This is a genomic window from Micromonospora parastrephiae, assembly GCF_016802865.1.
In the GTDB taxonomy this organism is placed as follows: Bacteria; Actinomycetota; Actinomycetes; order Mycobacteriales; family Micromonosporaceae; genus Micromonospora; species Micromonospora parastrephiae.
On record NZ_JAEVHM010000003.1, the window covers coordinates 1 to 16,990 of the forward strand.

The window sequence follows — 16,990 nt, forward strand, 5'->3', positions numbered from 1 at the left end:
CTCAATCTGCGCCCGCTCCGCGGACGACAACCTCTGCCCCGGCATGACTCCTCATCCTGACGAGAATCCACCCCGTTGCAACAACCACTTGAGCCCAAGGCAAGGCGGCTGACGGCTTGCGAAGGCTCGGTGGATCAGGCTGGCTCAGCCGTCGCCCGCTGACTTTGCCGTCGGGCTCGGCACACCCGAGCATCTAGCAGCCACACGGAGACCCGCAGAGAAGTGCTGAGGATGTCGCTCCCTGCGGAAGCGGTGAGGCCACGCGAAGTTCCAGATCAGGGAGGTGATCTACGTTTCGCCTGGTGCCCCCGGCAGGATTCGAACCTGCGACACACGGTTTAGGAAACCGATGCTCTATCCCCTGAGCTACGGGGGCGCGAGGGCCTAGTCTAGCGACCTGGGGTTCACCTGGGGTGGCAGGGAGTGGCCTGCGTTCACCCACGTTCCCCGGAGCGCGTTCTCCCAGCCCAGGAGCACACGCCGAGCACACGTACCCCGGTTGCGACCGGCGGTCGGCCGCGGTGACCCGCGTTGGCACCGGTTGACCCGGGTTGGCATCCGCTGGAGAGCACACACCGCGCACATCACCGAAGATCGCGATGCGCCCTCCGGGCTACGGGCTCGGCAGGGTGGTGCGCCAGGCGGCGGTAAGTGCTGCCACGTCGGGGTATCGGTCGGCAGGTGTCGTGCGGTGGCGTTTACGGCTACCTGCATTTGGTGGTGGGAGCCGCGCCAGCCCGGTGGGGAGTCGAGGAGGTGGTGGATGGTGCGGCCGAGGGTGTAGACGGTGGTGCGCTGGTCGATGACGGCGCCGCAGACGAGTTCTTCGGGGGCCACTTAGCGGCGGGATCCGGGGAGGCGGTCGGTGTCTAGGGTGAACGGCCCGGGCTGGTACTCGTCGAGGTCGATCAGGCGTAGTCGGCGGGCGTGGAAGTCGTAGAGGAAGCAGCCGTCGTAGAGGTCGACCGCGACGTAGCCGGCGGCGCTGACGGCCAGGTGTGCGTCGAGGATGGCGTCGATGGCCGTTTCAACGTCGGGCAGGGGTAGTTGCTGGAACCGGTGCAGTGCGCTGCGGTCCGAGCCGTGGCGGCCGTCGTCACGCTACGGCTCTGCCCGACCACACCGGCCGCGCCGACGAACACTGGCCTGACGTCGATGACCGCCTTGCCCGGCTTGCCTCGGCGCTGCGCTTCGCCGCCGAAAATCAGCCGGGCAGGCCCGGCCGCACCGGCGTAGGCAGGTCCCGGCCCGTGGGTGCACCAGCCTCTCGCCGCGCTACTGACCGCCACCGACCAGGTGACCACGCATAGCCGATGAGAGCGCGACGGATTTCAACATCCCGTTGCGCGGTTGTCTCAGTCCATCTTCAAGCCGTCAGTGTTCAAGGCGCCCAGGTCGTTCCTCAGAAACCTTCTCGTTTGGTCCTCATCAGCTACGAACTCGTTGTCATAACGACTGTCCGCCCATGAAGTCTTACCTGTTTCGCGGATACGTAACTCTCCACTCACAACCTGATAGCGCCTGTCGTGGGTGTTGTTTTTGTCGCTGTAGTGAGTCGATGCCTTGAATCCTTCATTCTGATCCAACAGTTGTTGAATCATCTGCTTCGTCAGGCGCAAGGTGCACATCCTTGGGTAATCAGATCAACGCTTGCCGGCGGGGCGTGTCGGAATATTAGTCCAGCGATCGAGAGCCCATCTGGGCACCTCTGCCGGCTTACGAGTTTAGGAGGCCGCACGCAGGAGGGGCGCCATCTTTTCACCGTAGAGAAGCCGATCGACAACGAAATGGCTTGCCTGGAGCACGAATGCGTGATTTTCGACCGCCACGCGATGCACGCTGCTCTAGTGACGGTGGGTTGGGTGCCAACCGAACGAATCGTCAAGCAGCGCCGAACTGGCGATTGGGACGGCGCGACGGTATGCGCGGACGTCGTCGACGGGCTCGGCGCGTTCGTCGAGGTGGAGCGGGTGGTCAACTCCCAGCACTCGGGTGAGCAGGTGCAGCACGGACTCGATGCGATGAAGACTGAACCCGGTCCGCAAGTGGGGCCACTTCAAGCCGCCCCGGTGGAGCCAAATGAAACCGTCATAGCCACGCAGGAACGAGCCGAGCGTTGACGGCGCGTACACGCTGCTGAACAGTGACCGCATCCCGCCGTGCCGGGCCACGTCGAGGTCGTCGATGCTGTCCGCGCCGGCGATCATCCCGGCCACGACCGTGGCCACCTTGCCGGCCAGGTTCGCGCCCTTGTCCGTCGGCAGGCTCACCCGCTCAGCGACCGCGTCATGCAGACCGGCCTGCTCGGCCAGGCGCATCACCGGAACCAGGCCGGCACACGACACCAGATTCGCATCATCGAAGATCACGGCCGTCACCGGCGCGTCATATCGTAATCTCACCTGCGAGGTGCCCTCTCGAACCGAGTGATAGAAGCCTGAAGAACTCCCATCCTTCCAGTTCAGAGGGCACTTTCTATATTCGGGGTCTCGCTGAACCTACCTTCATCGGTGGATCGAGGCTGAGCCCACTCGGCCATCTGCGTGAACCATCGTTCCTCTGCATCTGCGGCGGCGAGCACCGCATCGGCGATGCTGGTCGGGCACGGCTTGCCTGCCGTGACGCGACGCCAGGCGATGTATGCGAGCGTCTGGGCCATTTTCCAGGCAGCCACGCACTCGCCGCCGTCGACGGACGTCGTGGCTGGGTTGAGCGTGTGCCACCAGCGCTCGTGCGCGGTCCGGCTGCGGGTGAGCAGCCAGATCGCCAGGTTCAGGCCGGCGATGTGGTCCTTGTCGGCCCACGCCGCGAGCGAAGCGAGACCGCGACCAGCGGCCTCGGCCTCGGCCCGGACCCGCACGTTGGCTGTGATGATCTCGAAGCTGGTCAGGAGGCCGGATTGGGTGGCTCGGGCCGCCCCGGTGAGCTGTTCGACCGCCCAGCGTTCATCTGGCGGTGGCGCGAGCACAGCTGCGAGCTCTGCCCGCTTCATCCAGAGTTCGATGGGGGCAGCGGTGCCGTAGCGGGTCGCGTTGGTGTAGCCGTCGATCATGTGCAGCCGGTTGTCGTCGACACCGTCGACAACAAATGCGTGAGCGTGGTGCTCGTGCCCGCAGTAGGGGTTCCACGGCACTGTGTACGCGTCGGCATGCACCAGCACGGGTCGGCCACTCATTACGACGTCAGCTGCGAACTGCAGCACCTCATCGGCGGTTGAAGCGGTCCAGCGCTCAAGCGTGAGCCCAGTAGTCCGGGTCAGCCACTGCGCAAGCGGGACCGGGCTGAGCCGCAGTCGGTCGGGTGACGTTACGTCGGCTGTGCACGGCGCCGCGAGCGGGGTGAGGGTGTCGGTGACACCGGCAAAGGTCAGCAGCGACTCCAGGTTCGCTGCCGCGCACGACAAAGTGTCGGCGTTCGCCCCCGGCCGCACGCCGAGGATGGTCACGGCGCCCACCCGGTGCCACCTTCGTCGAGCAGGGCGGCCGCAAGCGTGCGGACTGTTCGCAGAGTCTGCGGCCGGATCAATTCCGGGGCGAGGGTCAGGCCGGTCTCCGATTCAACGCGCGCCAGCAGTTCGACGATGGCCAGCGAGTCGAATGTCGGCAACGTGCTCAACACGGTCTCGACGCCGCACTCGGCGTCGGAGGCGAGGGTGACCTCCCGGGCGCAGCGGAGAACCACCTGCTCGACCGACTCACTCATCGCTACTCGCCAGCGCGACGAGGCCGGTGCGATCGATCTTGCCAGTTCGCCCGGTCGGCAAGTTGGAGACGATGTGTACCCGCTCCGGCCACATGAACCGCGGCAACAGGCTCGCGCAGTGCCGTAGCACCGAACGCGTGGTCAGGGTGCTTTCGGGGTGTGCGGGAACGACAAACGCATGCACGACCGGCCCGGCTCGGCCGGAAACGGTGACGACGGCGGCGGCCGCGATCGCGTCTTCGCAGCGCAAGGCTGCCTCTATCTCGGCGGGCTCGACGAGGAAGCCGTTGCGCTTGAACCGGTGGTCGCGCCGGCCATGGAACGCAAGGCCGGCGTCGGGCAAAACGCTGACGTCGTCGCCGGTGCGGAACCACCGGCGGCCCTCGGCCTCGATGAACGGGGACGGTGGTGGAGAACCGGTGTCGAGGTACCCGTCGAACACGGACGGCCCCGAGACGACCAGCTCGCCCCGGGCCCCGGGGGTCGTGACGAGGCGGCCGTCGCTGTCGATGAGCGCGAGCGTCGCTCCACTGGCCGCATCGCCGATGGGCAGCGCCGCTCCCGCGGGCCAGGCTGCCGGCACCGGAAAGTGAGAGATCACATTCGTCTCGATGGGGCCGTAGAGATTGTGCCATTGCGCGTTCGGGGCGGTTGACCGCAGCAGTTCGAAGTCGTTGACGGGGAATGTCTCACCCGCCAGCAAGACCTGCCGCAGTGCGGTCAGGGCGACACCCCGGCGCGCCCTGGCCACGGCGAGGAACGCCGACGGAACCGCGTAGAGCGAGGTAACGCCGGCGCTCGCGAGCACGTCGTGGACAGCCGCACCGAATCGTGCAGTCTCGTCCGGCACGAGAACCAGCGTCGCCCCGCTGCGCAATCCGACGTACACGTCGAGCACAGCGAGGTCGAAGTACAGCGGCGCGTACACCCCGACCACGTCGTCGACCCCCAGGCCGAACTGGGTCGCGGCCCACGTGACGAACGCGAGGGCGTTGCCATGCGTGATCGGCACCGCCTTCGGCACCCCGGTCGACCCCGAGGTGGACAGCACGTACGCCAGCCGATCGGCAGCCGGTTCGGCGATCGCGGCGGCCACGGTCGGCACGGCGTCGAGCCGCGGCCGGGGCAGATCGTCACCGACGAGGTGCCGCACCCCTGCCGCGGCCAGCACAACCCGCTGCCGGGTCGGCGGGTCGGCCGGGTTCAATGGCACGTAGGCGTGACCGGCAAGCATCACACCAAGCTGGGCGACGATGGTCTCCAATTCGCGGCCGGCCCAGAGAGCGACCGGTCCCTTCGTCGGAGCCACCCGGGCCGAGACCACCTCTGCGTAGGCATACACCGCCTGGGCCAGCTCACGGTAGGTCAGGGTTCGGTCCGGCCCGACCAGGGCCCGCCGGGCGCCGTCGGTCTCGGCCCGGCGCAGGATCGCACTGACCAGACCGCTGCCGGGAACAGCCGAGGTCACGACGACCCGACCTGAGCGTTCCGCGGCGCGGTATCGGACAGACCGACCAGCCCCGCGCTCCCGATCAGCACCAGCCGACCGTTGGCCTGCAAGAGCCGGTCATTGTGGAACATCAAGGAGGCCGACCGGACGTCACGCAGAGTGCGCTCCAGGGCGAGGTCACTTGTGCAGAGGTACCCGTCGCGCATTCCCCCGATCTCCACGAGCAGGTTTGCCGTCTTCAGGGCGAGTCGGGATCCGGCCAGTTTGAGGTTGTTGACGCGCACCGGGTCGAGAGGCTCGGCCGGCACACCCGCCCGGCGGCGGTCTAGCGCCTCGTCCGCGTCCTGCGCCACCGAACGGATCATTGCGCTGACCAGGTCGATCGAGAGGCGGACCTCGGCGAGGCGGGAGAGCAGCAGATCAGAGGTCGCGCCACCGGCCTTGAGACGGCGCCCCCGGATCGCTGCCCGGACCCGTTCGGCCGCGCCGCGCATCGCTCCCAGCCAGACGCTGGCCCAGCCGACATGGCCGACCGGAACGAGGGTCTCGGCGGCGATCCGGGAGAAGGCCGCCGACAGCACCCGGTCGTGATCGACCACGGCGTCGATCCGCATCGGCACGCTGTGTGTGCCGCGCATGCCCAGCGCGTCCCAGCTACCCTTCTCCTCGATGAGGCCGTCCGCGGGGTCGACGAGCACCAGCCGACTGTCGGACAGTGCAGCATCGGGGTGGGCGCGCATGCTGACCAGATAGCACCCAGACCGCGCGCCGCCCGTGACCACGGGCGCGGTTCGGGTGACGCGGAGCCGGCCGCCCTCCGGCACGAGCGCGTCGCCGGTCGCGAAGAGATCAGCCCCGCCCCGGGTGTCGGTGGTGACCGACCCGATCGTGAACCCCTGGCGCCCGGCCCGCTCGAGCCACTGCCGGTGCGTAGCACCGCCGTGCTCCAGCAGCGTAATCACCTGCTGGCCGTGCATCGCCCAGATCATTGCGGTGGAGGCGCATTCCTCCGCCAGTGCGGCGGCGATGGCGCCGTAGGTCTGCACGGTTACCGCGTGCCCGCCGAGCTCACGGGGCAGGAAGACCGCCATCAGGCCGGCGTCGTGCAATGCGCGCAGGTTATGGGCCGGATAGGCGCCGGCGCGATCGACCGCGCGTGCGTTCGGCGCCAGGACGTCGACGGCGATCGACGCGGCCAGCTCCACGATGGGCGCGAAACCAGTCATCGGCCGGCCTGCTCAATCAGTGCGTCGACCGCAGCCCGGAGAGACTCCAGGGTCTCGAACGTTTCCGCGACCAGAAGGTTGTCGGGAAAGGTGATGTCGTACTCCGACTCCAGGTCGAGCACCAGTTCGATCACCGACATCGAGTCCAGGCCCTGCTCGCGCAGGGTCCCGCCCGACCAGTCGTAGTCCGGCCCGGCGCCTTGGACGTGGGCGCTGACGACCCTGATCAACCGGTCGCGGGCCGCTTGGTCGGTGCTCACAGGCGGACCGCCGCGACCTCGACGGGCACTCCGTCCTTCGGCCACATGGTCGCGACGCCGACCGGCCGCACATGTGCGCCCGGGACACTGGTCAGTTCTACCCTGCGCACCAGTTCCGCGAGCATCGCGCGCAATTCGAGTTCGGCGAAGGCGTACCCGATGCAGCGGCGGAAACCGGCGCCGAACGGCACAAAGCTGAACGGGATGGGCTCGCGATAGCCGGGAGCGTCCCGGTTCCAGCGCTCCGGCTCGAAAACGAGCGCGTCGGACCACAGTTCAGGAAGCCGGTGAGTGACGTACTGGGAGTACAGGACCCTGCGGCCGCGCGGGATCACGTGTCCGGCGAACTCGATGTCGGTCGTCGTCGTCCGGCCGGTGAGCACGCCCGGGGTGTACAGCCGCAGAATCTCGTTGACACACCAGCCCGTGTAGTCGAGCTTGGCCAGGTGCTCGACGTTGAGGTCCTCGTCACCCACTACCTGCTCCACCTCTTCACGGATGCGGTCGGCCACGTGCGGGTGAGTGAGCAAGGCGTGAACCGCCCAGCCGGCTGCGGTGCTGCTGGAGTCGTAGCCCGACGCGATGAGACTGATGACCTGGTCTCGGATCTCGAGATCGTCGAGATAGTCCTGACCGGCGTGCTCGCACGGTCGCTCGAGTAGCGCATCGAGAACATCGCCGTGCTCGCCGCCCTCGGCCCGGCGCTTCTCGATCTCCTGGCGTACCCGCTCGTCGACGCGGGCACGGGCGCGGATCGCCTTCCGATACGGGGTGAACGGCAGGTCGTGGTCGAACCTCAGGAACGGGGAGGTATTCGTGTAATGCAGGGCGATCTCCAGATCGCGTCCGATCTCGTCGGTCTGGCTCCGCAACCGCTGCCCGAACAGGCCCCGGATCGCGATCCGGCGGATGCACGAGCGGACCTCGGCGAAGGCATCGATCCGGGCGCCGGCGTCCATCGCCCGAACATGGCATGGATCTCGTCGATCATGATCGGGACGTAACTGTCGATACGGCGTTTCGCGAACGCGGGCTGCACGAGCGCCTTGCGACGGCGGTGGTCCTCGCCGTCGCTGACCACGATCGCCCGCTCGCCGACCACCGGTACGAGCAGCGTGAGGACCTCGCGACAGGTGAACCGTGGGCGAGCCGGGTTATCGGTCAGGATGAGCTTGTTAGCCTCGGCGCCGAACATAAAGACGTACGACTGACCGCCGTAGCCGAACTGACTCACCGGACCATATCTTCTATGCAGCTCCATCAGGGCGGCATAGGGGTTACCGAACATGGCCGGCACAAATTTCAGGTGCTCGGCCAGCGACGGCCCGGGGAGCCGGCTCACGAGTCGGCCGCCACGGGCGCGCCGGCGCTCATGCGGGTCAGGCCGAGATCGTCGTGCAGGGCGCGGACCAGCGCGAACCGGCGCTGGGATGACTGCCGGGTGTCGAGGCGGCCATTCCAATAGACCGCGACGACTAGATCCTGCAGCGGATCGACCAGCAGGGTGCTGGTGTTACCCCCGGCGTGGCCGTAGGTCTGCGGCGAGCAGCGCTCGCCGAACAGGGCCGGCAGGGTCATGAAACCGAGACCGTAGGGAAACGCCCAGTCCGTCATCGAGTGCGTCGGCGTGACCCCCCAATGCGTCGCCGTGAGCGCGGCAACGGCGCGCGCCGAGATCACCTGTTCACTCTGATGCCGGCCGCCGGCGAGGAACAACTCACCGACGATCCGGAGGTCGCGGACCGGCCCCCAGACGCCGACGCCCGGCAGCGGCAAGCCAGTGGCCAGCTGCATGTACTCCAGGCCTTCGCCGGAGGCTTCGCCGGAGCCGACCGCCACCCGGTCGGAATTCGGTCGCGCCCAGTCGGGGCCGAGCGTGGCCTCGAGTCCCAGCCGAGCCAGCATCGTTCGATAGGTGTCGCCGGGCCCGCCGCCGGAGAGCGCGTTCAGCAGACGGTCGAGCACGAACCAGTGTGACACCGCGGCGTACTCCATCGTGGTGCCCGGGATTGTCGTGCACGGCGCGGCGCAGAAGGCCTTCCACACGAACGCGTCGATGTCGTCCCACGAGGAGATGTCGACCGTGGTGACGTCGGCGGACATCAACGGCTCGCTGATACCGGAGGTGTGCGCGAGCAGGTCACGTACCCGTACCCGGTCGTGCAGGCCACCGCCGAATTCGGGAAGCACCTCGTGCACGGGCGTGGTCAGATCGATCGAGCCTTCGTCCCACGCGACAGCGAAGGCGGCAGCACCCAGCGGTTTCGACGAGCACGTCCAGGGAACCTGGGTGTCGCTGGTGAGATCGTGGCCGGCGCCGTTGGTGCCCACGGCAAGATCGATAACTTCGCCTGCCAGCGACACGGACAGCTGGACGCCGGTCTCCGAGCCCTGTGCGATCTCGTCTTTCAAAAGAGCATGGACGGAAGGCAATTCGGTCACGGAAATAACCCCTCCGCGGGAGTGTGGGCAATGGTGGGCGTTGATCGTTGATCGTTGATCGACGTTTCCTCGCGCGCCGTGTCACACTATCGCCCGGGACCGCCTTGTGAAAGAGTCACGTCCAAGCACTGTGGACGATGCCTGGGGCGACAGAAGGGGTGTTCGATGGGGTTGTCGGTGAGCCCGTCCTTCATCATCCCGACGCACACGGAGAGCTTCGGTCTGGGCCGGCAGCTGCCGGTGACCGATTACCTCGACCGACTGCAGGCCTATGTCGAGGCGGCCGAGCGGGTCGGCTTCGTCGGCGCCTTCATCTACGACTTCCCGGGCGCGATGGACCCCTGGCTGGCCGCGTTCGACCTGCTCGAGCACTCGACCCGGCTACAGCCGATCGTCGCCGTCCGGCCGCACACCGAGGTCGCCGAATCCCTCGCCCGCCGTCTCGTCGATCTGCGGTACCGGTACGGCAGACCGGTGCACGTCAACCTGGTCAGCGGGGCCACCGGCTCGGCTCGATCGGCGGCCGACCTGGCCGACCCCGGTGCCGCCCGGCGGCGACTCGCCGACTATGCAGCTGACCTGCGGGCCGAGCTGAGGCGGCGGGCCGGGGCCTCCGGGACGGGCACGCTTGTCTTCACCCCGGCGTCCCGCACACCCGGACGGGTGGGCGCCGACTGTGTGCTCACCACAGCCCGGCCGCGGGCGGAGTTGGCGCGAACCCTGGCCCGGATCGACGCAGCCGAGCCCGGCAGTCCGGTCGCGGTGCTGGTGGGCGCGATCGCCCGTGAGACCAGTGCGCAGGCGTGGGCCGCGGCCGGCGAGCTCTACCCGGACGACCGCCGGCTGGCCGTCGCCAGCCGGTTGTTCCGCGCGCAATTGCTGTCCAGCGAGCACGTGGAGCGCTACCGGTTCGCGGACAAGGCGGAAGTGCATGACGAGGTGCTCTGGTACGGCGCCTCGGCAGGAGCGATCGACGCACCGAAGCTCGTCGGATCCGTCGAGGACGTTACCCGGTGGCTGGCCGACTGCATTGACGACGGAGCCACCGAACTAATTATCGATCTACCGCCCAATCCGGAGGAGTTCGTGCACATCGCCCAGGTACTGGACCTGCTTCTCGACACCCCGCGCCCGCAGATGCGATGAGCCTCCTCGAGCTGCACCGTGGCACCACTGTGCTCGAAGAACTGGCCCCGCTCTGGCTCGCCCTGTTCACCCACCATCAGCAGATCGAGCCTGCACTGGACTACCAGGCGCCTGAGCTGTCGTGGTCGTTGCGACGCGCGGAGTACAAGAATTGGCTCACCGATCCGCGGGCTTTCGTGGTGCTGGCCCGCGACGACGTCGGCCGGGCGGTCGGCTACGCCCTGACCGTCGTCCACGACGGCCCCGACGACACCTGGACGGTCGGCGACTGCGGGGAGGTCAAGACGCTGTCGGTGGCCCCGCAGGCCCGGGGGCGCGGGCTGGGCACTGCCCTGCTCGACGCCGTCGATGTCGAGCTCGAGCGGATCGGCATCGCGGACCTGCAGATCATGGCGATCGCGGCCAACCGTGACGCGCTGCGGTTCTACTCCCGCCGAGGTCTGACGCCGCGGGCCGTCCTGCTGTCGCGCTACCGTAGTGCGGGGCAGCTGTGACCGTCACCGGCGACGATGAACCGGTCGCGGACGAGCCGGCGCGGGTCGCCCGGCTACTCGACGCGCAGCATAAGGCGGCCGAGCTGTTCACCCGGGTCGAGGAACTGGCCCTGGTCGTCCCGGGGATCACCGAGCGGCAGGCGAGCGACATGATCCGCGACTTGGCGTCCGACCTGTTCGGGGTGAAGCGTCACTGGCACAAGCGGATCGTCCGGGCCGGTCCCAACACTCTGCACCCGTATATGGCAAACCCGCCCGACCGCGTGATCGCCGAGGACGACATCGTGTTCTGCGACTTCGGGCCGATCTTCGAGGAATGGGAGGCCGACTTCGGGCGCACGTTCGTCTTCGGTCACGATCCGGTGAAACACCGCCTGCGTGAGGATCTTTCGGTGATCTGGCAGGCGGGCCGCGATCACTTCGACCGCACGGCCGGTATTACCGGCGCCGAACTGTTCGCTGCCATGGTGTCCCTCGCCGAGGAAGCCGGCTGGGAGTTCGGCGGACCAATCGCAGGTCACCTGATCGGCCAGTTCCCGCACGATGGGATCTCCGGCGACGAGACCGACTGCTACATCGCGCCCGGCTCGGACCTTCCGATGCGCCGCATCGACCGCACGGGACAGCAGTGCCATTGGATCCTCGAGGTGCACCTGATCTCTCGGGAACGGGAGATCGGTGGCTTCCACGAGGAACTGCTCGACGTGCCTTCTCCCGCCACGCGCGGCGCCTCGGCCGTCGGCTGGCGATACTGAGATTCATGTTCCGCTGCTCGTGCGTTTCCTCGACCAAGGAGTTTCAGGACAGATGCTGATCGCGGTGGTGGACGGTTACGCAGGTGCCGGGTGGATCGCGCGCCTGCTGCGCAAGGCGGGCGTGGGCAGCGTCCATGTCGCGAGCCGGGCCGAGGTGGTCGGCCCGTTCGCCGGAACCCTGCGCCCCGAGGACTACACGGCCGATCTCGGCTACGACGAACCTGACGCCGTCGTGCGCCGACTGCGCAAACTCGGTGTCGACCGGGTGGTGGCCGGGGCAGAGGGCGGCTGCGATCTCGCGGCCCGGCTCGGTGCACTGGTCGGTGGCGACCACGACGACCCGGCGTTCTCGCGGGCGAGCGTCGACAAGGGATTGCTCGCCGAGCTGACCGCTCGGGCCGGGTTGGCGGTTCCGCGCACGACGGTCGTGACCGATGCCTCGGCGGCTGTGATTTGGGCTCGTGAGCTGGGAGTACCGGAGGTGGTTGTGAAACCCGCGACCAGCGCGGCGACCGACAACGTCCGCATCTGCCGCACGCCCGCGCACATCACCGCCGCCTGCGAGGCGGTGCTGGCCGCGACCGACATATACGGCGATCGCAACGATCGAGTCGTCGTTCAGGAACGAGTGAGCGGGCGGGAATTCGCCGTCAACACTGTGTCCGGCGGTGGCCGGCACGTCGTCGTCCAGGTATGGGAATACGTCAAGCAGCTCAGCGAAAGCGGCGCGCCGCTCTACGACCGCCATCTGCTGATCCATCGTGACCGGCCCGAATATGCTCTTGTCGCGGGCTTCACCACCCAAGTGCTCGACGCTCTCGGCATCCGGGCGAGTGCCGCCCACACCGAGGTGATGCTCCAGGCCGACGGTGTCCCTGTTCTTATCGAGACCTGCGCCCGGACGGCGGGCGGCTGCATCCCCGACGTCGAGGTCGAGCTCCTGGGCCGCTCGCAACTGAGCGTGTTCGTCGACTCGGTCGTCGACCCGGCCAGCCTCGCCGCACACGCCGACTTCCTCGAGCCGGACCTGGAGATCCAGAAGCTGAGCCTCATCAACCCGGTCGCGGGCATCGCCACCGCCGGCTGGGCCAAGCGGCTCCGCGAACTGCCCACCCTGCGCGGGCTGGACGACGAAACGACGCCGGGGCAGCCCTTACCGGCCACCACGAGCCTGCTCGACCTGCCCGGCCGGGTCTACCTGGCCGACGAGGACCCGGCGCTGGTTGAGGCCGACGCCCAGCAACTACGCTTGTGGGAACGAGCCGGCCTCTACATCTCGTGAACGGCAACTATCGCATGGTGCTGCCGCGCCGTCCCGCCGCTCGCTGGCTCCTGGCGGGTTTGACGCTCAACTGCATCGGTCACGGCCTGACCGTACCGTTCCTCTACGTCTACTTCACGACCGTGCGCGATTTCGCCCCGTCCTTGATCGGCGTGCTGAGTGCTCTCATCGGGGCCGTCGCCGTGCTCGTCGGCATCTCGGCCGGCTCCGCGATCGACCGTTACGGCCCGCGTCCCGTACTGGCGACCGCCTTCGTGGTGGCCGGCATCGGCACCGCCGCAATTGGCTGGGCCTCCACACCGGCACTGGCGTTCGTGGCGGTCCTGCTCTACGCCGCCGGCACGGCACCGGTCGCCGGGGCCGTGAACACGATCTTCACCTACACCACGGACGACGACGAGCGGACGCGCATCTTCGGGCTGAGCTTCGCGGCGGTCAATCTCGGCGTGGGGATCGGCGGGCTGATCGGCGGGCTGATCGTGGTCGCCGGTGACCTCGGGAGTTTTCAGCGGCTCTATGCCCTCGACGGCCTCACCTGTGTCATCCCGATCATCGCGATCATCCTGATGGGCCGGGTTGGGCCGTCCGCAGCCAGTACCCGCGAACCTGCTCCCGAAGGCGGTCCCGTCCCCGCGGTCGGGCCGGCCGAGGCCGCCGCACCCGAGCCCACTGTCGCAGCGGACTCCGGTGGGTACCGGGCCGTGCTCGGCCATCGCGCGTTCCGCCGGTTCCTGTTCGTCGCCATGGCTCTCAAGGTCGTGGGTTACGCCCAGTTCGAGGTGGGGTTCGTCGCGTTCGCAACCGTCGACTCCGGAGTGGGGCCGTCGATCGTGTCATGGGCATTCACCATCGACTGCGTCGTCATCGTTCTCGCCCAGGTCACCGTCATCCGCATGCTCGAGGGTCGTAGCCGCAGCATCACCCTCGCCGGGTCCGCCGTCGCGCTGGCGTCGGCCTGGGCGGTCCTCGGGCTGACCGGAACGCTGGGTAGGCCCGGCGGGATCGTCGCGATCGCGGGCGTTTTCGCGTTCGTCACGCTGTTCGCCCTGGCCGAGATGCTGATGGCGCCGGTGATCCCGGCGATCACCAACGCCCTGGCCGTCGAGGGCCGCCGCGGCCGGTACAACACTTCGCTGCAGGCCGCGTCGGTGCTGGCCACCATCGTCGGTCCGCTGACGGCCGCCCCCCTGGTGGGCCACGGCCTCGGTTGGCTGTGGGTCTCTGCGACAGCCGCGGGTGCCCTGCTCGCCGCTCTGGGCGCAACCGCCCTGCGCCGCTCGCTCAGCCCGGCCGAGGACGGATGGGTCCACGCCCGGGTGCCGACCGAAGCACAGGTGGAGCATGCCTGACGGCCGGTTGTTCACCGCCGACGCGCCGTTCCTGCGGGACATGGCGTCCCGGTTTGGTACGCCTCTAATCATGCACGACCTTGCAAGCGTCCGGGAGCGCGCCGACCGGTTGAAGGGGCTGCTGCCGGGCGACGCCCGCTTGCTCTACTCGCTCAAGGCGAACCCGCTGCCGCCGGTGGTGCACGCGCTCCAGCAGGCCGGATGCGGTGTCGAGGTCTCGTCGCTCGGTGAGCTCGGCCTGGTTGGTCCATCGTCGACGATGCTCTTCACCGGCCCGGGAAAATCGAGCGCCGAGATCCGCGCGGCGCTCGGCGCCGGTGCGCTGCTCAGTTGCGAGTCGGCGACCGAGGTGGCCCGGGTAGCTGCAATCGCGCCGGCTGCCGAGGTGGTGCTCCGGGTTCAGCCCGGCCACTCGACCAGCGCAGGATTGTCGATGTCGGACGGGCGCCAGTTCGGGTTCACCGAGGAGGAGGCGGTCGCGATCTGCCGGGACCTGCCCGGTGCCCTCCGGGTGGGTGGTCTGCACTGTTACGTCGGCTCCCAGCTGCCTGACACGGCCGCCCTGGTCACAGCTTTCGAACTCGTCGTCCGCACAGTGACCGGCATCGCTGATGCCGCCGGTCTGACGTTACGGGTCGCTGATCTCGGCGGAGGCTTCGCGTGGCCGTACGCCGCGCCCGGAGCCGGACCCGACCTCGCCGACCTCCCGGATCGACTGGCCCCGATCGTCGCGCCGTTGCGTGCGCGCGGCACCGAGATCTGGTTCGAGTCCGGCCGGGGACTGGTCGCCCCGTCGGGTCGGTTGCTCCTACGGGTGCTCGATGTCAAGGTAAGGTCCGAGCGCACCACCGTCGTTGTCGACGCCGGGGTCAACGTACTGGGTGGCATGTCGGGTCTGGGGCGCGTATTGCGACCCGCGACGGTGCCGCGCAATCTGAGCACCCCGGACGCCGACCCTATGCGGGTCGACATCGTCGGTCCGCTGTGCACGCCGCTGGACCGCCTGGCCGTCCAGGTCGAGGTCCCGCAGCCGCACGTCGGTGATCTGTTGTGCGTCGACAACGTCGGCGCCTACGCGGCGAGCGCCGCGCTGAGCGGGTTCCTGTCCCGCCCGCCGGCCACCGAGCTGGTCGTCGACGGTCTGGACGCGATCGGCTGTTGGCGATTGCGATCGGGCCATGAAGCGCTCGACCCGCCGGGCGGATTAGTCTGAGGCCGTGGCGGCATCCTCGACCAGGACCCGGAAGCCGATGTAGGGCACAGCAGTCAGCTCGTCGGCGGAGAACGAGGTCGTGTTCTCGAAACTGCTCGGATTGCGCACGGTGAACGCGCCACCCTTGAGCAGCCGGGACCCCAGCCCGCCGACCGGCCCGTCGGGGCCGTCGACGACCAACTCGTCGGCGCACCATTCGAAAACGTTGCCGGTGAGGTCGCGCAGCCCGAAGGCATTGGACGGGGTGCTGCCGACGGGCCGGGGTCCATCGGCCTCCGGCGCGTACAGCGGGCGATCGAACGCGTCGCCCAGCGCCCAGCGCAGGCCACGCCCGCCGCCGGCCGCATGCTCCCACTCCGCCGCGGTGGGAAGTCGGGTCACACGGCCGAGCTGCTCGCCCAGCCAGGAACAGTACGCGCGGGCGCCCCACCAGGTCACATGGGTGACGGGCAGATCGAGATCAGCGGCGTCGAGCGCCAACCGGCCGCCGACACAACGGATTCCCACCCCCGGGGTCGGCGGGAAGCCATGCGCACGTGGATCGGCCCGAGGCGCGGGGTCGGCGGCCGCCGAGCAGAGGTAGTCCCAGTACTCCCCCACCGTGACCGGCACGACTCCGAGCCAGAATCCGGTTCCGGGCCCGCCGCCATCGGCGGTCGTGGCCGGAACGGCCGAGAGGACCGGGAGGGCCTGCGTGCGCCGCATCCGGGACGTCATCCCGCCACCGTCACCAGGTTGCCCGCCGACCTCGCGACCCGGAAGCCGTACACCTCACACCGCGTGCCCTCGAAGGCTGCGAGACGAGAGACCGCCGACATGGTGGCCAGGGCTTCCCCGTAGGAACCGCCGCGCACCACCCGGAACGAGCCCTCGGCCGGGCCGTGGGGGTTGCTGACGGGGTCACTCCGGTAGGGCCCGAACCGGTCCTGGCACCACTCCCGCACGTTACCGAGCATGTGGTGCAGACCTGCGGCATCGGGCACGGGGGCGGTGACCGGCACCGGAGTCGGCTCGGCCGAGGAGAAGTTGCCGGCGAGCGACACCCCGGCTCGCATCGCCGCCATCCGTGACCCCGCGTCCAGACTGTTGTGCAGGTCGGGGTCCACGGCCGGCGCGGCGCCCCAGCCGACCCGGCAGGCCGCCTCCCACTCGGCCTCGGTCGGCAGCCGGAATCCGTCGGCGGTGTAGTCGACCGTACGGGCGGCGACGTCGTACACCCGGCGCGCGCCCTCCGCGTCGGACAGCCAGTTGCAGTAGGCGGCGGCCGCCCAGAAACTGATCTGGATCATCGGAAAGTCGGCGCAGCCCGGCCGCAGGACGAATCCCGCCGCGCGATGGACGAAGAAACCCGGGTCGACGCAGTCGATCATCATATGGTCGACCGCACCGGGCGTGTCGGCAAGGAACCGGGCGAAGTCGCCGGCGCTGACGCAGCGGTCGCCGAGCAGGAATGCGTCCAGTGTTACCTCGTGCACCGGCGCAGCCCGGAAGGCGCGCTCCGGAAAACCCATTTCGAAGGTTCGGGCGCCGAACTCGATGAGATTGAACCCGCACCCCGGCACGGTCACGGACAGTGATTGCTTATCGATTTGCCTCACCGCGCAAGCGTAGGACAGCCCGCGCGTCGCGAATAGACGTCTTCGGCGCTTCGGCGTGAAAGATCATAGTGGC

The 16,990-nt window shown here is 68.6% G+C and carries 16 protein-coding genes, 1 tRNA gene and 2 pseudogenes; 7 read left to right on the forward strand and 12 right to left on the reverse strand.

All coding sequences use genetic code 11. The annotated features are described in order from the left end of the window. Nucleotides 1–300: 300 nt before the first annotated feature. A tRNA-Arg gene (locus JNW91_RS01515) sits at nt 301–376 on the reverse strand. A 979-nt stretch (nt 377–1,355) separates the two neighbouring features. Continuing rightward, on the reverse strand, nt 1,356–1,619 hold the full coding sequence (locus JNW91_RS01520) for a hypothetical protein (protein ID WP_203173156.1): 264 nt from the start codon (nt 1,617–1,619) through the stop codon (nt 1,356–1,358). A gap of 168 nt (nt 1,620–1,787) precedes the next feature. On the opposite strand from JNW91_RS01520, the gene JNW91_RS33785 reads away from it, so the two are divergent. Further along, nucleotides 1,788–2,120 (forward strand): CYTH domain-containing protein, encoded by a 333-nt coding sequence (locus JNW91_RS33785; protein WP_203173157.1) that lies wholly within the window; start codon nt 1,788–1,790, stop codon nt 2,118–2,120. Here the strand turns inward: JNW91_RS33785 and JNW91_RS31615 are convergent. The 8 genes and pseudogenes from JNW91_RS31615 to JNW91_RS01565 all read right to left on the reverse strand — a co-directional run. Next, a pseudogene (locus JNW91_RS31615) lies at nt 2,091–2,318 on the reverse strand (IS1380 family transposase); the annotation flags it as partial. The gene JNW91_RS33785 and the pseudogene JNW91_RS31615 overlap by 30 nt on opposite strands. Before the next feature lie 143 nt (nt 2,319–2,461). Then, complete coding sequence (locus tag JNW91_RS01535; protein ID WP_203173159.1) at nt 2,462–3,454, reverse strand: BtrH N-terminal domain-containing protein; 993 nt, start codon at nt 3,452–3,454, stop codon at nt 2,462–2,464. Beyond that, the gene (locus JNW91_RS01540) at nt 3,442–3,702 is read right to left on the reverse strand and encodes an acyl carrier protein (RefSeq protein ID WP_203173160.1); all 261 of its coding nucleotides are present in this window, start codon (nt 3,700–3,702) and stop codon (nt 3,442–3,444) included. Before JNW91_RS01540 ends, JNW91_RS01535 begins: the two co-directional genes overlap by 13 nt. Then, nucleotides 3,695–5,170: an AMP-binding protein gene (locus tag JNW91_RS01545; RefSeq protein ID WP_203173161.1), complete on the reverse strand. Its 1,476-nt coding sequence runs from the start codon at nt 5,168–5,170 to the stop codon at nt 3,695–3,697. The genes JNW91_RS01540 and JNW91_RS01545 overlap by 8 nt, the downstream gene beginning before the upstream one ends. Further along, nucleotides 5,167–6,378 (reverse strand): acyl-CoA dehydrogenase family protein, encoded by a 1,212-nt coding sequence (locus JNW91_RS01550; RefSeq protein WP_203173162.1) that lies wholly within the window; start codon nt 6,376–6,378, stop codon nt 5,167–5,169. The genes JNW91_RS01545 and JNW91_RS01550 overlap by 4 nt, the downstream gene beginning before the upstream one ends. Beyond that, a complete protein-coding gene (locus tag JNW91_RS32980; RefSeq protein ID WP_203173163.1) occupies nt 6,375–6,638 on the reverse strand; it encodes a phosphopantetheine-binding protein in 264 nt (87 codons plus the stop codon). Before JNW91_RS32980 ends, JNW91_RS01550 begins: the two co-directional genes overlap by 4 nt. Further along, nucleotides 6,635–7,926 (reverse strand): annotated as a pseudogene (locus JNW91_RS01560) (cytochrome P450). Before JNW91_RS01560 ends, JNW91_RS32980 begins: the two are co-directional and overlap by 4 nt. A gap of 50 nt (nt 7,927–7,976) precedes the next feature. Next, nucleotides 7,977–9,080, reverse strand: coding sequence for a serine hydrolase domain-containing protein (locus JNW91_RS01565; RefSeq protein WP_203173165.1), 1,104 nt, complete (start codon nt 9,078–9,080; stop codon nt 7,977–7,979). Nucleotides 9,081–9,245: 165 nt separating this feature from the next. Between JNW91_RS01565 and JNW91_RS01570 the strand changes: the two genes are divergently transcribed. The 6 genes from JNW91_RS01570 to JNW91_RS01595 are packed head-to-tail and all read left to right on the forward strand — an operon-like array spanning nt 9,246 to nt 15,319. After that, nucleotides 9,246–10,226, forward strand: a complete 981-nt coding sequence (locus tag JNW91_RS01570; protein WP_203173166.1) for an LLM class oxidoreductase — start codon at nt 9,246–9,248, stop codon at nt 10,224–10,226. Beyond that, nucleotides 10,223–10,720, forward strand: a complete 498-nt coding sequence (locus JNW91_RS01575; RefSeq protein ID WP_203173167.1) for a GNAT family N-acetyltransferase — start codon at nt 10,223–10,225, stop codon at nt 10,718–10,720. The genes JNW91_RS01570 and JNW91_RS01575 overlap by 4 nt, the downstream gene beginning before the upstream one ends. Then, nucleotides 10,717–11,475 carry a M24 family metallopeptidase gene (locus tag JNW91_RS01580; protein ID WP_203173168.1) on the forward strand — a complete coding sequence of 253 codons (759 nt, stop codon included), beginning with the start codon at nt 10,717–10,719 and terminating at the stop codon, nt 11,473–11,475. Before JNW91_RS01575 ends, JNW91_RS01580 begins: the two co-directional genes overlap by 4 nt. Before the next feature lie 52 nt (nt 11,476–11,527). Continuing rightward, on the forward strand, nt 11,528–12,757 hold the full coding sequence (locus tag JNW91_RS01585; protein WP_203173169.1) for an ATP-grasp domain-containing protein: 1,230 nt from the start codon (nt 11,528–11,530) through the stop codon (nt 12,755–12,757). Further along, nucleotides 12,754–14,106 carry an MFS transporter gene (locus tag JNW91_RS01590; protein ID WP_203173170.1) on the forward strand — a complete coding sequence of 451 codons (1,353 nt, stop codon included), beginning with the start codon at nt 12,754–12,756 and terminating at the stop codon, nt 14,104–14,106. Before JNW91_RS01585 ends, JNW91_RS01590 begins: the two co-directional genes overlap by 4 nt. Beyond that, nucleotides 14,099–15,319 (forward strand): type III PLP-dependent enzyme domain-containing protein, encoded by a 1,221-nt coding sequence (locus JNW91_RS01595; RefSeq protein WP_203173171.1) that lies wholly within the window; start codon nt 14,099–14,101, stop codon nt 15,317–15,319. Before JNW91_RS01590 ends, JNW91_RS01595 begins: the two co-directional genes overlap by 8 nt. On the opposite strand, the gene JNW91_RS01600 is transcribed toward JNW91_RS01595, so the two are convergent. Both JNW91_RS01600 and JNW91_RS01605 read right to left on the reverse strand, forming a co-directional pair. Then, nucleotides 15,311–16,036 carry a formylglycine-generating enzyme family protein gene (locus JNW91_RS01600; RefSeq protein WP_203173172.1) on the reverse strand — a complete coding sequence of 242 codons (726 nt, stop codon included), beginning with the start codon at nt 16,034–16,036 and terminating at the stop codon, nt 15,311–15,313. The genes JNW91_RS01595 and JNW91_RS01600 overlap by 9 nt on opposite strands. Then, entirely contained in the window at nt 16,033–16,917 is an 885-nt protein-coding gene (locus JNW91_RS01605; protein WP_203173173.1) for a formylglycine-generating enzyme family protein, read from the reverse strand. The genes JNW91_RS01600 and JNW91_RS01605 overlap by 4 nt, the downstream gene beginning before the upstream one ends. Between the last annotated feature and the right edge of the window lie 73 nt (nt 16,918–16,990).

Bases quoted from the DNA above. Each gene is read 5' to 3' on its own strand.
- JNW91_RS01575 (WP_203173167.1), top strand. From the start codon at position 10,223: ATGAGCCTCCTCGAGCTGCACCGTGGCACCACTGTGCTCGAAGAACTG.
- JNW91_RS01585 (WP_203173169.1), top strand. From the start codon at position 11,528: ATGCTGATCGCGGTGGTGGACGGTTACGCAGGTGCCGGGTGGATCGCG.
- JNW91_RS01540 (WP_203173160.1), bottom strand. From the start codon at position 3,702: ATGAGTGAGTCGGTCGAGCAGGTGGTTCTCCGCTGCGCCCGGGAGGTC.
- JNW91_RS01570 (WP_203173166.1), top strand. From the start codon at position 9,246: ATGGGGTTGTCGGTGAGCCCGTCCTTCATCATCCCGACGCACACGGAG.
- JNW91_RS33785 (WP_203173157.1), top strand. From the start codon at position 1,788: ATGGCTTGCCTGGAGCACGAATGCGTGATTTTCGACCGCCACGCGATG.
- JNW91_RS01595 (WP_203173171.1), top strand. From the start codon at position 14,099: ATGCCTGACGGCCGGTTGTTCACCGCCGACGCGCCGTTCCTGCGGGAC.
- JNW91_RS01550 (WP_203173162.1), bottom strand. From the start codon at position 6,378: ATGACTGGTTTCGCGCCCATCGTGGAGCTGGCCGCGTCGATCGCCGTC.
- JNW91_RS01600 (WP_203173172.1), bottom strand. From the start codon at position 16,036: ATGACGTCCCGGATGCGGCGCACGCAGGCCCTCCCGGTCCTCTCGGCC.